Origin of the sequence: Clostridium tertium (genome assembly GCF_902652255.1) — a bacterium.
Classification (GTDB): Bacteria; Bacillota; Clostridia; order Clostridiales; family Clostridiaceae; genus Clostridium; species Clostridium tertium_A.
Genome location: NZ_CACRTO010000034.1, coordinates 16,086 through 31,013 on the forward strand (window position 1 = coordinate 16,086; position 14,928 = coordinate 31,013).

Annotated in this window: 12 protein-coding genes; 2 read left to right on the top strand and 10 right to left on the bottom strand. The window is 29.0% G+C overall.

Annotation, left to right across the window (positions count from 1 at the left end):
* Positions 1 to 250: 250 nt before the first annotated feature.
* From GPX08_RS12010 to GPX08_RS12030, 5 genes are all read right to left on the bottom strand, one after another.
* Positions 251 to 1,528 carry an MFS transporter gene (locus tag GPX08_RS12010; protein ID WP_156627043.1) on the bottom strand — a complete coding sequence of 426 codons (1,278 nt, stop codon included), beginning with the start codon at positions 1,526 to 1,528 and terminating at the stop codon, positions 251 to 253.
* Positions 1,529 to 1,721: 193 nt separating this feature from the next.
* Entirely contained in the window at positions 1,722 to 2,546 is an 825-nt protein-coding gene (locus GPX08_RS12015; protein ID WP_156627044.1) for an ATP-binding cassette domain-containing protein, read from the bottom strand.
* 254 nt (positions 2,547 to 2,800) lie between these two features.
* Positions 2,801 to 3,805: an iron chelate uptake ABC transporter family permease subunit gene (locus tag GPX08_RS12020; RefSeq protein ID WP_156627045.1), complete on the bottom strand. Its 1,005-nt coding sequence runs from the start codon at positions 3,803 to 3,805 to the stop codon at positions 2,801 to 2,803.
* Positions 3,806 to 4,807 (bottom strand): iron chelate uptake ABC transporter family permease subunit, encoded by a 1,002-nt coding sequence (locus GPX08_RS12025; protein WP_156627046.1) that lies wholly within the window; start codon positions 4,805 to 4,807, stop codon positions 3,806 to 3,808. It lies immediately after the preceding gene.
* Entirely contained in the window at positions 4,791 to 5,744 is a 954-nt protein-coding gene (locus GPX08_RS12030; protein WP_156627047.1) for an ABC transporter substrate-binding protein, read from the bottom strand. Before GPX08_RS12030 ends, GPX08_RS12025 begins: the two co-directional genes overlap by 17 nt.
* Positions 5,745 to 6,014: 270 nt before the next feature.
* Here GPX08_RS12030 and GPX08_RS12035 point away from each other — a divergent pair, with 270 nt between their 5' ends.
* A complete protein-coding gene (locus tag GPX08_RS12035) occupies positions 6,015 to 7,022 on the top strand; it encodes a helix-turn-helix domain-containing protein (protein ID WP_156627048.1) in 1,008 nt (335 codons plus the stop codon).
* 87 nt (positions 7,023 to 7,109) lie between these two features.
* On the opposite strand, the gene GPX08_RS12040 is transcribed toward GPX08_RS12035, so the two are convergent.
* From GPX08_RS12040 to GPX08_RS12050, 3 genes are all read right to left on the bottom strand, one after another.
* The gene (locus tag GPX08_RS12040) at positions 7,110 to 7,751 is read right to left on the bottom strand and encodes a histidine phosphatase family protein (protein ID WP_156627049.1); all 642 of its coding nucleotides are present in this window, start codon (positions 7,749 to 7,751) and stop codon (positions 7,110 to 7,112) included.
* Between the two features lie 153 nt (positions 7,752 to 7,904).
* Positions 7,905 to 8,321: a hypothetical protein gene (locus GPX08_RS12045; protein ID WP_156627050.1), complete on the bottom strand. Its 417-nt coding sequence runs from the start codon at positions 8,319 to 8,321 to the stop codon at positions 7,905 to 7,907.
* A 399-nt stretch (positions 8,322 to 8,720) separates the two neighbouring features.
* Entirely contained in the window at positions 8,721 to 9,284 is a 564-nt protein-coding gene (locus GPX08_RS12050; protein ID WP_156627051.1) for an AAA family ATPase, read from the bottom strand.
* 625 nt (positions 9,285 to 9,909) lie between these two features.
* Here GPX08_RS12050 and GPX08_RS12055 point away from each other — a divergent pair.
* Entirely contained in the window at positions 9,910 to 11,973 is a 2,064-nt protein-coding gene (locus GPX08_RS12055) for a S8 family serine peptidase (RefSeq protein WP_156627052.1), read from the top strand.
* A gap of 223 nt (positions 11,974 to 12,196) precedes the next feature.
* Here GPX08_RS12055 and GPX08_RS12060 read toward each other — a convergent pair whose 3' ends face one another.
* Both GPX08_RS12060 and GPX08_RS12065 read right to left on the bottom strand, forming a co-directional pair.
* A complete protein-coding gene (locus GPX08_RS12060) occupies positions 12,197 to 13,786 on the bottom strand; it encodes an ABC transporter permease subunit (protein WP_156627053.1) in 1,590 nt (529 codons plus the stop codon).
* Positions 13,779 to 14,912 (bottom strand): betaine/proline/choline family ABC transporter ATP-binding protein, encoded by a 1,134-nt coding sequence (locus tag GPX08_RS12065; protein WP_156627054.1) that lies wholly within the window; start codon positions 14,910 to 14,912, stop codon positions 13,779 to 13,781. Before GPX08_RS12065 ends, GPX08_RS12060 begins: the two co-directional genes overlap by 8 nt.
* Between the last annotated feature and the right edge of the window lie 16 nt (positions 14,913 to 14,928).

Sequence of the window (14,928 nt, forward strand, 5' to 3'; positions counted from 1 at the left end):
TTCTTCGCTATGCTCCAACTCAACTTACGAGTAATATTAATAAGGCCTTTCTTACAAATTATATTTAGATTCATGTGAATGTCGACTTTAAAGAAAACTCTATTCATATGAATCTAAACTACAAATTATTATAATTAAAATCCATGCACTAACCTCTTAATGCATGGATTTATTATTTCATATTCATTACTAAATTCTTCATCAATTTCAGTAACTATATATATATTCCCATTATATTTGACTTTATTTCTTATAATTTTCTTACATTCCACTTAATAAACATAATTAATCCTACATTAATTATTGCTGTTACAAATAATATTGTTCCTATAGTTACGCCAGCATCTATTACTTGTCCATAAAGCAATTGTCCCGGGGCTACACTTATAGTTGCTACTGCTGTTGAAAAAGCTGATACCCTTCCAAGCATATCTTGAGGCACTTCCTTTTGTATATAAGTTAGAGTCAATACATTAGATAAAGACAATGATAGCATTATAGCCAGCCCTCCTACTGCAAAAACTCCTGCTAAAGCATAATTACCTACTTTTAATACTCCTAAGCTTGACATTAATACAACTCCAAAAAGCATTGGAAAATAAGTATAATGTGCCTTTTTCATAGAAAACATCTTTGGCTTTACACTTATCCATAGTCCACCTAATATCATTCCTAAAACGCATATTCCCTCTACTATTCCATAAACTTCTGAAGGTAATCCTAAGAATACATTAATAAAATAAGGTGCAACTATTGATAAAATAGGTACTAAGAATATATTGCACATAGCATAGGAAGCTATAATCCCTAAAACTATTTTCTTTTCCTTCTTTAAATAGATAAAACTGTTTTTCATCTCTATAAATGAGTTTTTTATAAAGCTCATGGAGAATACTTTTGTTTCTTTGCTTGGACAAACTCTGCCTTCAGTATCTTCTCCCACAGAATCTTCTAACCTCTTCTCAACATCAGGTATATCTAAGAACATTTCCATTATAGCTGATAATAAGAAACTTACAGCATTTATTATAACTATTGCTTTTATTCCAACTAGTCCATAAAGAATCCCTGCAAATATTGGTCCTAAAAAATTTACTACTGATCCTACTTGATTTATTATTCCATTAGCTGAAGTTAGTTTATCTTCTTCAACTACTTGAGGAATAGAAGCTGTAACTGCTGGTCCATATAATGTGTAGCAAATTGATAATATAAACATTACTGTTGCTACTATTATTTCATGATCTCTTCCTCTTAATAATATAAATGCATATATACCAATAATAACTGAGCAGAAAAGATCTAAATATACCATTATCTTTTTTCTGTTTATCTTATCAGAAAGCATTCCAGCAATAGGTGCAAATACAATATATGGTATAGTTGATATTGCTAAAATATTTGCAAAGGTTGCTGTGCTTCCTGTAAAGTCCAATAAGTATAAGGACATACTAAATCTTTGAATTGCATTTCCAAAAAGGGAAATAATCTGCCCTATTACTATTATTATAAAATTTTTATTTTTCATTTGTCCTCCCTAAGTAGCTTATATTTAATACTACTAAAGATATTACTCTTTTCTCACTTTTTATAGCTGTGGCAAACAGCTCCAATTAAGAATGAAAAATTAAGAATGAAGAATTATTGATGTAATTCTTTCAGAATTACTAAAATTAAGTTCTTTTCAAAACTCCTAATGGAGTTTTTTCATTAATTCTTCATTATTCATTCTTAATTTTACATTGTGTGACAGCACTTTCTTCCCTAAGCAATTCATATTCCATACATACTGGATATTCTCCATTTTCACTTACTTGAAGATTTGCATCTATACCGTAAATTTCTTTTAAAGATTCTTTATTAATTACATCTATTGGTCTTCCTTCACAGATAATTTCACCTTTTTTAAGTCCAATAATATTATCTGCAAATCTACATGCATTGTTTAGTTCATGCAATACAATAACTACTGTAATATTTTTTTCTTTATTTAATCTATGTAAAACTTCTAATACTTCAAGTTGATAAGACATATCTAAGTAAGTTGTTGGCTCATCCAGCATAATTATATCTGTTTCTTGTGCTAAAACCATTGCTATCCAAGCTCTTTGTCTTTGTCCACCAGATAAATTTTCTACTTCTCTATCTGCAAATTCTGAAAGTCCTGTTTCTTCTATTGCCCAATCAATAACTTCTTTATCATGGGTATTAAGTCCACCTATCATTTTTTGATGAGGAAATCTTCCAAATGCTACTAGTTCCCTTACAGTTAAACCACTTGGACATACTGGACCTTGAGGCAGGAATGCTACTTCTTTAGCTATATCTTTTTCTTTTATCTTTTTTACGTTCTTATTATTTATAAATATATCTCCAGCTTTAGGCTTATTCACTCTTGCAATAGTCTTAAGTAAAGTTGATTTTCCACATCCATTAGCTCCAATTATTATGCTAATCTTCCCTTTTGGAATAGCTAAACTCATATTTTCAATTATAGTATTCTTTTCATATGCAACTTTTAGATTCTTTACACTAATAGCTTCCATAACCGTGCTCCTTTATATATCTCATCTACTTATCTGTATTATTTTCATCTTAGTAAATCAATTATATTTTAGATTTTTTAATAGTATTTCTTTCTTATCTTAGTAATTCATTTATAGCTTCCTTAAATACTATTTTTTTGTCTGTATCATTACTATCTTCAATTAGTACTCCACACAAATAAAAGCTAGTAAAAATATATACTGTCTAAGGATTAATTCTGTTAATAATTCATATATAATAGCTACTTTACTTTCTATTCCTTCATCATCAAATAAATAAAGTATGGTACTCCAAATATTGATACTGTTATTCCTACTGGAATCTCTATTGGAGAAAATAAATTTCTAGATACTGCGTCTGCAAGAAGAACTATTATAGTACTTATAATTGCTGATATTGATATGAAGTTCTTATGATATGGACCAACTAATTTCCTAGCTATATGAGGAGATATAAGTCCTAAAAATCCAATATTACCTGCAAAGGCAGTTGCACTTCCAGCTAAGATTACTGCAAAGGTTAAAAACTTCTTTCTCTCTTTTTGTAAATTAAGTCCAAGTCCTGTTGCAAGCTCATCTGAAAGGTTTAAAACATCTAATTTTTTATGATTTAGTAATACTATACTAAACATTAAAAGTACTATTGGTATTATAACTTTGGCATAGCTCCATCCAGCTCCCCAAAGACTACCTGATGTCCAAACTAATACTCTATTGTAATCTCCAACTCCTCCTCTAAAAGTAAAGAAGGTAATTAAAGCATTAAGTCCTGCATTTAATCCAATACCTATTAGTAACAGCCTTCTTGGTCTAACTCTTTTTCTACTTGATAGCATATATAATATAAATGAAGTTACTCCAGCTCCAACAATAGCCATAAAAGGTAGTACAAATATTGAAAGCTGTCCAAGTTCACTATAATAATTTCCTGTTGAATATGTAATAAATAACACTGCTGCGACTGCTGCTCCAGCATTAATCCCTATAATTCCTGTGTCAGCTAAGTCATTTTTAGTTATTGTTTGAAGTATTGCTCCTGCTGTTGAAAGAGCTACTGCAACTGATACTCCAACTAACATTCTTGGAAGCCTTAAATTAATTATAGCTGCCTTTTGCATCTTAGTTCCATTTCCAAGAATGGTATTTATAACTTCTAAAGGAGTTACCTTATATGTTCCCCAGCAAAGTGTTACGAAAAAGGATATAACAAGTAATACTAATAGAATTATTAATGCTATTTTAAATCTTTTTTTCTTCATCTATCCTCTTTCCTTTCTTGCTACTGCTATGAAAAATGGTATTCCTATAAGGGCTGTAAATACTCCAATTGGAGTTTCATATGGATCAAACAACATCCTTGCAGCTATATCTGCATATGTTAAAAGTGTTGCACCTAATAAAAATGCACAAGGTATATTTCTTCTATAATCTTCTCCTAGGATTTTTCTAACTATCTGTGGAACTATAAGTCCAAGAAAGGCTATGTTTTTCCCAACTGCTACTGCTGCTGCACACATAGGTATCATTACCATAAGAGTTGTAAATCTTATTTTTTGAGGGTTTTGTCCAAGTCCAATAGCAACATCATCTCCAAGGCTTAAGATATTTATCTTAGGAGATAATAAAATTGCAATTATAAATCCTATTGTCCCAATTATAAAAACTAAATTAAAATCTGACCAACTAGCATTTCTAAATCCACCTGATACCCAAAAACCTATCATTTGACTTTGGTTAGATAAAAGTCCAACTATAGTTGTTAGTGATACAAAAAATGTGCTCATTGCTGTTCCTGCAAGTAATATCTTAGCAATTGAATTATTATTTGCTTTCTTAGATATAAAAGCTAGAACTATAAGTCCTGTAAATAAAGCTCCTATAAATGAAGCTATCATAACATTTCTTGTATTTATTGTTATTCCTAATGCATAAAATATTGCTATTACTAAAGTTGCTCCTTGGCTAACACCTAGTATTGAAGGCTCAGCTATAGGATTTCTAGTAACACCTTGAATCATTGCACCTGTTACTCCTAATATTCCCCCTGTAAATAGTACAGATAGAGCTCTTGGAATACGAACATCTCTTACAAGCATAAGTTCTAAAGTTTCACTATAATTAAAGATACTATCCCAAATCTCTGAAAAGCCAATATGGACAGACCCTAGCCTAACAGCTAGAATCAGTCCACATATTAAAAGTAAGGTACTACAAATTGTAAAAACTATTGTATTTATATTACCCTTATTTCTTTGTTTCATTTAACATTACACCTATTTCATCTACTAATAAATCTTTACCTATAACGCTATATCCTTGGTTAAAGTATGGAGAAGAATCTAACACCACTACTTTTCCTTCTTTAACTGCAGGTAAGCTATTCCATATTGCATTACTTTGTAATTGTGCTAAGTCTTCTTTAGTTGCAATTAAGAATATATAATCAGCTTTTATTGATGCTAATCCTTCATATGTTACTACTGGAAGACTAATATCACTTTGAACTGGCATTCCTTCTGGCTTCTTAAGGTCCATATCTTCATATAATACTTCACCAAAACCTGCACTATCGAATACAAAGAATTGTCCACCACTTGCTAAGAATGAAAGGTAAGTTGTATCTTCGCCATATTCAGCCTTAATCTTTTCTCCAGCTTTTTCAGCCTTATCTTCATAAGTTTCTAACCATTTATCCGCTTCTGCTTCCTTCTTAAATACCTTAGCTAAAGCTTTAACATCTTCTTCCCAATCTAAAGCTTCTAATTGAATCATAACTGTTGGAGCAATTTCACTTAATTGATCATACATTTTTTCTTGAACTGTTGATATAACTATTAAATCTGGGTTTAAGTTCATAACTGCTTCTACATCCATAGTGTCTTGCATGCTATAACCTAAAATTTCTGCTCCCTTTAAAGTCTCTTCTAAATATGAAGGGAATTTAGTGTAATCATAGGCATCACTATTAGCTGTTCCTATAACCTTATATCCTAAAACTGATAAAATATCACTATTACCACTTAAATCTACTATTCTTTGAGGATTTTCTGGAATTTCAACTTCACCTCTTACATCTGTAACTGTTATAGTATTTCCTGATGAAGTTCCTTCTTCAGCTTTCTTTCCAGTGCCACATCCCACTAACATTACTGCAGTTAAACAAGATACTACTAATGTCTTTAATAAATTTTTCTTCATATTTACACCTCTTCTATTTATTTTGAAACTAAATTTAGAAATTCAATTATTCTGAATTTCAATTTCTATTAACCAAAAGGTCTAAGCCTTAACTTCTGTACTTTTTCTTCTGTTGTAATTGTATGTGATATTCATTCTCAATTCAACCTTTGCAACTATTTTAATAATTTTAACATCTATTAGGATAATTATTTGGTATAATATATTAAGATTATTATCTCCCCTTTTACTTATATTTATTATTAGTTCTTATTGAAAAATGGAGGAAAAATGAAATCAAGATCTACTAAGGAATTTAAAGAATTAGTTTTAAAAAATATGACTTTTTCAAATTTTAATGAAGGTAACTATACTATTTATAGAAATGAAAATAATCCTGAACTGGGATTTTTAATAGAATATTCTAGAGATAATTACTATACTTTTGGGATTGGTGATTATACAATAGCAAAGGATTTTTCTATTTCCTTTAATCACAAAGAAGAAATAATGAGGTTTGGAACTGTTTATTCTGGAGTTACAGAGTTTGAAATTGAAAATAATCCTGTATCCTCATTTACTCCTTCCTCTTTTTTTGTTATTGAGAAGGCTTTAAAAGGTAGACAAGTTTGGAAGAAAGGTCAACACTTTCATGGAGCTGAAATTACTATATATAAAAAATACTTTGATGAGGTTATTAAGCCTAATTTCCCAAAATCAATAGACTTTGATATCTTTATCTACAACTATACATATAGCTATCTACCATTAGAAATAGCTACTATTATTCAAAACATAAGAAATTTATCTCAGGCAAATGAGCTAACCCCTTTATATTTGGAAAGTAAAATTCTAGAGTGTATTGCCCTACTCTCTAAAGAGGTCTTTTCTTCTCCTAAAAACACTTTTACTAATCAATTAAATCATGGAGAAATTAAAATAGGAAAAGATAGATATATTAAATTAACTGCCTCAGATGCTAATGCAATCCAAAAAGCTTATGAAATACTAACTAAAGAAGCCTGTAATCCACCTACTATAAGTGCTTTAAGTAAGATGGTATTTTTAAATGAACAAAAATTAAAAGCTGGCTTTTCTGCAAAGTATCATATGTCAATAAGTGAATACACTACCTCAATAAAGATGGCAATGGCAGAAAATTTACTTTCTACTACAGAATTAACCATAGAAGAAATATCAAAAACCCTTGGATATAATTACACAGGAAACTTTATAAAAATGTTTAAAAAAGTCCATGGGAAGACACCTTTAGCATTCAGAAAACATGGAATGAAATAAAATGCAAAGAAAACAGAAAATATAATTGTTCTCTATTCGTGTGACTTGGAGCTTGCGACGGAACAAAGAATAGAGAACAATTATATTTTACTCAAATTCATTGAATTCTTTCCTTGAATATTTATGATGCTTCATGCATGCTAGTAACGGAATTTCATATCCCTCATCAGTAAAATTAATTTCTGTAAGGCTTGTTTGCTTTATAAATGGCTCGTCCCACAATGTATCTATATCTCTTTTTTCTAATGCTGCTAAGTAAGATTTCAAAGTAATTGTATGAGTTACTATTAATATGGTTTTTCCCTTTTCCTTTTCTATTATTTCACTTATTGCTTTAAAGGATCTATCTTTAACTTCATTAAAAGTTTCTCCATCTCCTGTTGGAATATATTTTGATGGTACATTCCAAAAATTATAATAGTTTTCTTCACTTATACTTTTCATTTCTTCTTGGTTTAAGCCTTCCCAGCCACCAATTTGTATTTCTTTTAATCCATCATATTCAATTAGGGGTATATCCCTATCTCCCCTAACTATTTTAGCAGTATTTAATGCTCTTCCAATAGGGCTTGTATATATAACATCAATATGTAAATCTTTTATTCTTTCTCCAAGCCATTCTGCTTGTTTCTTACCTAATTCAGTTAAAGGAGAATCTCCCCAACCTTGCATTATACCTTTTTCATTCCATTCTGTTTCTCCATGTCTAGTTAAATAAACTTTAGTCATATTTCCCCTCCTACTTTTATTGCAATACTTATATATTTTAAGTTTAATCTCTGTTAGATTAAACTATTGATTTACTAAGTTAAATTAGGCTATCTCAATAATAAGACAACCTAATTTAAATTATTATTAATAATGTAATAATTTATGTCTTTATTATTCAAAATTAACATTTTTATCAAATACATATGTGTATTTCTCACCATTTTCAGCAGACCATTTTTCATGACCATTGTCATATCCTATTACTTCTAACTCTAAAACCTTATGTTCTCCAATTTCATTTACCTTATATTTAAATATTGTATCACCACTATATATCTTGCTACCTCTTACTTTCAGATCACCGACTCCATCTTTGCCATCACTTCTAAATTCCTTCATAGATCCTTCTGAAATCTCTATATAATCCTTCTGATTCAGTTTCTTGTCTATATAAGAATCAGCATTTATATCACTTCCCTTATATAAATACCATTTTCCATATAAATTTCTAGGCGAAATAAAACTTATGACAATAAATAGTAAGCAACAAATTAAAGCAATAATACTAATTTTTTTAATCTTCTTCATATAATTATCCCCTTATAAGTATATACTGACTAATAAATTATAATTATCCATTTGTTACATTATACCAAATACTTTAAGGTGCTGTCGCACAAATAGCCAAAATTAAGAATTAAGAACTTAAAGTGGAAGTATAGAATATAAAAAGCTACTATTTCGTAACCTTAGTTGCAAAATAGTAGCTTCTTAAATCTTATAATTAGGGCATATCCCCTAAAATTAATCACCCGAGCTTTACGATAATTCTAGCATAAGCATATATCTTTTTAGTAGCAGTTGCTCGGTTGCTACACTCATTTTTAGTTGGCTATAAGTAGTACCAACTCCCTTTTTATATCCCGCCATTTGGGAGTAGCGACCAATAAATATCTTATTTAATTATATCAATAATTTCTAAAATTATTACTTAGATTCAGTTAGATCTAAAATCTCAAGTATTTTTTCAGATCTCTCTTTTGTAGATCCAGTTATTAATTGATACTTTACATTTTCTGCTTCTAAGAAACTTAAGATAGCATTATCTACAGCTTGGGCTACTTCTTCATCCTGCCATCTTACTCCATCTTTTGTATAACCAAATTCTCTTGGAACAAAGAAAATATGATCATATTTAGGTAAATCTCTTAATGCAAGTATGTATAAGTCTTTTAGGATTTCAATTTCCTTTGCTGTTCTCTTTTTGTCTCCAAGCATAAATCTTCCGTATATATATGGAACAAAAGTTGCATAGTCAGTTATTGCATAATCAAATTCATTTAAGCTATTTTCTAAGTGAAGTTGTCCTAAATAAATTCCATATTGTTCTGCAATATTTTCTATCATTCCCTTATCTCTTAAATAATCAGTACTGTATTCTGTTGCTACTCCAACATTTAAGTCTCTAATCTTCATATCAACATAAAGTTGTTGTATTAAAGTAGTTTTCCCACATCTCGGACCACCTAATATGGCTATTCTCTTTGGCATTTTAAACCCTCCAAAAATTCTATATAAAGTTAATCATTTTTTCAAAACAGACTTTAATTATATCAATAACTACCGATAATTTCAATGTATATTAGAGGTAATATTCATGTTTTGTAATTAGTAATAATTATTAAGCTAAAAATTTATTATGCTTTTTCATTATTCCTTTAAGTAGAATAATTTATTAATTTTATATAAAAATATGAAGAATTAGTATATTTATGTTAAAATAAAAAAGCTACTGCAAAAGAGGCTATAATACATATCTTTATGTCAAGCTTTAAACCTTTTATTAAAGAACTCTATGATATAGTTCTTATAAGAATGATGTGAAAATGTACTTTACCACATTATATTTTGATTATTTCTGCGTACTGACATAATCAAGAATGAATTAGTTTTTACATTTCTTAAATTGATATTTTCCATTAGCTTGCTTATCTAAACCAAACTTATATAATTGATGATAGTAGCGGTGAGGACATTTTATTATAGTTTTCATTGTTCTTCTCTCCTTTTCTAGTGGGATAATTTGTTGTAGTCAAACTTATTATATTTACTAGTTTTGAGAGGAGCAATGTTCATATAACTTAACAGAACGAAAATTAATACTAGGAGAGAATCTATGATGAAGAAAAGAAAAATAAATGTTATGTTGTTATTAATTATTTTTGCTTTAGTACTTTATAAACCAGTAAATATTAAAGCTATAGAAAGAGACGAATCTTATAATACTATTTATAAATATGAGGATTTTAAAAGTAAGTCCTTAATATTAAAGATTAAGAATTCAATAGATTTTACTAGTTATGGTGTTATAGATACAAATTATATTGATGATAAAACATTAATTTTAGATTTTGACTCTATAGATAAAACTATTGAATGCTATGACTTGCTAAAGGATAACCCATCTATTGAATATATAGAGCCTGATATGTATATAGATTTAAGTAGAGATGAATCACTTAAATCTAAAGATAATATACCTAACTATATTTCATGGGGAGTTGAGAATTTAGGCATCGATAGATATGCTAAATATATCAAAGATGAAAATAAAGTAAATACAGTTACAATAGCTGTAATTGATACTGGAATAGATTATAATCATTCAATTTTTAAGGACAAGTTATTATATTCAGGTTATGATTTTATAAATAATGATAATGATCCATATGATGATAGTTTTAAAGGTCACGGAACTCATGTTGCTGGTATAATAGCAGATTCTACGAGAGAATTAAACAATATTAAAATTTTGCCTATAAAAGCATTAGATTCTTTTGGATTTGGTACAATATCAAGTCTAGGCAATAGTATTAAATATGCAATTAATTCTAATGTCGATATAATAAATTTAAGCTTAGGTCTTACTTACGGAACTCATTCTAACCTTATTGAAGATTTAATTTTAGAAGCTGTTAATTCTGGAATTACAGTGGTAAATGCAGCAGGAAATGATAATTTAAATACTATGTATTTATGCCCTTCTCATATAGATGAAGCAATAATAGTATCATCCATAGATATTAATAATAATAAATCATATACTTCTAATTATGGTCCTAATATAGATGTAGCAGCACCTGGAGTAAATATATATAGCTCAATTCCAGGAGACAATTACGCATATAACAGCGGAACCTCTATGGCAGCCCCCTATATTTCTTCTATAGCTGCTATGATAAAACTAAATAATCCAGAGTTAAAACCATTAGAAATTGAAAATACTATAAAAAAGTATTCAGTTGATATAGGAGAAAAAGGAGTAGATTGGTATTTTGGTAGTGGTGTACCAAATATGACTTTAGCTTTACCTAAAGTTGAACTAGAAAATATAGAGATTGATAACTCTGAAATAACTTTATTTCCTGGTGATTACTTTAATTTAAATATAAAACTTTATCCTGACGATTTTATAAATGACTCAGAGGTTCAATGGGAAAGCTCTAATAATGAAATAGCTACTGTCGAAAATGGACAAGTATTAGCTATTAAAGAAGGTGAAGTATTAATTAAAGCAACTCTTTTAGATAAAACTTCTTTTTGTAAAGTTACAGTTAATAGTAAGTTAGATTTAGCTCTAGAAGAAGAAACAGAATTAAAATCAGATATATCAAATCAACAATATTTAGATACCAATAATGATAAAATAAATATAGAAGAAAACATAAATAAACAAAAAATTAAAGAAAATAAAATTTTAAATGAAAAAAAATTAAAGGAAGAAACCGCTAAAGAAGATAATGCTGCAATTGAAAAAAAATTAGATAAAGAAAACATTAAAGAAGGTAAAATTACAACTGAAAAAGAGTTAGAGGAAAATGTCATATCAGTAAGTAAAGATGTGTCAGATTTAAACGCTTCATATAAGTCAGAAAAAAAAGAATGCATAGTCAATAATGATGTTAGCGAAAATAATTTAAATTATAGTTCTGAAGAAGATAATAATAATGAAGTAGTTGACTTATATACTGACAATATAGATAAGAATATTTCATCAAATGGAAATATTGAAGAAAATGATATTAAAGAAAATGGTACTGAAGAAAATAGTACTGAAGAAAATAGCACTGAAGAAAATGTGAATATAGTGAAATATCTAACCAATAAAAGTTTCATATTTATATTAATGGGATTATTTATATACGTGATTCTTTTTATAAAAAATAGAACTTTTAAGTAATCAGCACAGGATATAGACTTTGGTTAATTTATACTATTTATATAAGCTTTGCTTTTATAGTATAATATTTAAAACTCCACCCAATGGAAAGAAAATTGGGTGGAGTTTATTTTCTATTTACATAGTTAGTAAAAATACTCTGATTATAAAACTACTTGTAAATAAAGAAATTCCGCCCTAAAGCGGAATTTCCTCCTTAATTATACATTATCCGTTTTAACTGCTAATTCTCAATAAGTCCTTCTTCTTGCAAGAATTCCTTAGCTACAGTTTTTACATCCCTTTTATTTATATCAACTTCATAATTCATTTTTCTCATTTTCTCTTCAGTTAACTTGCCTTCAACCATAGCTATTACATCTCTAAGTTCTGGGAACTTTTCTAATGTCTCTTCCCTAACTACTGTTACTGCATCATATGGTGGGAAGAAGCTTTTATCATCTTCTAGTACTACTAGATTAAACTTATCTATTAGTCCATCCGTAGTAAAGGCATCTATTACTTGAGTTTCATTATTTGCAACTGCTGAATATCTTAAGCCTCCATCAACTGGCTTAACTGCTTTGAAACTCATATTATAAGCTTTTTCTAAGCCTATAAGTCCATCTTCTCTATTTGGGAATTCTATAGTTGGTCCAATTATAAGTTCTTTTGAAACCTTAGCTAAATCTGATACAGTTTTTAAGTTATACTTTTCAGCTGTTTCTTGAGTAACTGCCATAGCATAAGTATTATTAAATCCTAGTGGGTTTAATAATTCTAAGTTATACTCATTTTTAAATCCTTCTTTAACTGTATTATAGACTTCTTCCTTATTTGAATTATTATCATTAATATTTAATATATTTACATAGCCTGTACCTAAATACTCTGCATATAAATCTACTTCTCCTGATGTAATTGCATTAAAGGTAACTTGGCTACCTCCTAAATTAAACTTTTCCTCTACTTCAATATCAGTATTATTTTTAATAAGTTCTGATAAAACATTTCCAAGTATAAGTTGCTCAGTATAGTTCTTTGATGCAACTGTAATTTTTCTATCATTTGTATTTACAAATTTAGGTACTACTATTAATCCAATACAGATTATTACTGCTAATGATGTAGCAATAATAGTAAATTTCCTTTTCTTTTTAGATGAACCTTTTTTTCTTGCTTTCATAGTTCCATCTGCTCTTTTTATACCATTTGGCATAGTTGCATCTTCTATCTTGCCTGTTATCCAGTCAATAAGTAAAGCTAATAATGCTGCTGGTATAGCACCAAATAGGATTAAATAATAATCTACAGTTTGAATTCCTGAATATACAAGATATCCAAGTCCACCAGCTCCAACAAAGGCTGCAATAGTCATAAGTCCAACTGCTGTTACAGCTGCCATTCTTATACCTGCCATAATTACTGGCATTGCTAGCGGAATCTTTATTAATCTTAAAGTTTGTCTATTGGTCATGCCTAGACCTTTAGCCGCTTCTAACATATCTGGATTTATATTTATTATTCCAGTATAAGTATTTTTAATTATTGGTAACATTGAATATAAAACTACCATTGTTATAGCTGGTCCAGATCCTATTCCTATAAAAGGAATTAAGAATCCTAGAATAGCCAAACTTGGTATAGCTTGTGTAAGGTTTGCAACACCAATTACACCTGACGCTAGTTTTTTATTTCTTGTTATTATTATCCCAAGTGGTACGCCAATTACAACTGCTATTAATACAGCTATAACTGTAAGTTGTATGTGTTCTAATAGAAGGGAGAATATTTCTGATTTTTTTACAATTAATTGTTCTATAAAATTATTCATTATTATCATCCCCCATTTCTATATATTGACTGCTTAATACGGATATTAAACTACTTCTTGTTACTAAGCCTCTAAGTTTACCTTCTTCATTACATACAGGTAAGTACCCTCTTTTTAAGTTATTAAATACTTCTAAAAGCTCAGGTAAGTTCTTGTCTTCACATACACAAGCAGGGTCTTTACTCATAACTTCTTCAATTAAGATATTCTTATTTTCTACCCTTTGAATCTTCTCAAGAGTAATAAATCCTAGAAGTATACCAGTTTTGTCTGTTACTAATAAACTATCTACTTTCTTTTCTCTCATAATCTGAATACCTTGTAGAATATTTCTCTTTGGATTTACTGTTACTGGATTTGTAATCATAACATCTTCTGCCCTAATCATTTCAGGCTTTGACCAAATTTTATTCTTACCTACAAAGTCTTCAACATATGGTCCTGCAGGGTTCTTTAGTATATTTTCTGGAGTATCGTATTGAAGTATTTTTCCATCTTTTAATATACATATTTTATCTGCTAAATTAAGAGCCTCATCCATATCATGAGTTACAAAAACAATTGTTTTCTTATATTCCCTTTGAATATTAAATAACTCTTCTTGTAATTCAGTTCTTGTTATTGGATCTAATGCACTAAAAGGCTCGTCCATAAGAATTATCTCAGCATCTGCTGCAAAGGCTCTTGCAACTCCAACTCTTTGTTGCTGTCCACCACTTAGCTCTACTGGATATCTATCACTAAACTTCTCTGGTTCTAACCCAACCATATTTAATAATTCATTAGTCTTTTTATCTATTTCTCCCTCAGTCTTACCCATGAGCTTTGGAATTATTTCTATATTTTCTTTAACAGTCATATGAGGAAACAATCCAGTTTGTTGAATTACGTATCCAATACTCCTTCTTAGCTTAATTGGATCTTCTTCCTTTATATTTTTACCATTAACTAATATTTCTCCAGAAGTTGCTTCTATTAACCTATTTATCATTTTAAGTAATGTAGTTTTACCACAACCGCTTGATCCTATTAGTACTACTAAATCTCCATTATCTATCTTCAAATTAAAATTTTCTAATATAACATTTGATTTGTAGCTTTTCTTAATATTTTTAAATTCTATCATATTACTCCCCCTCTTT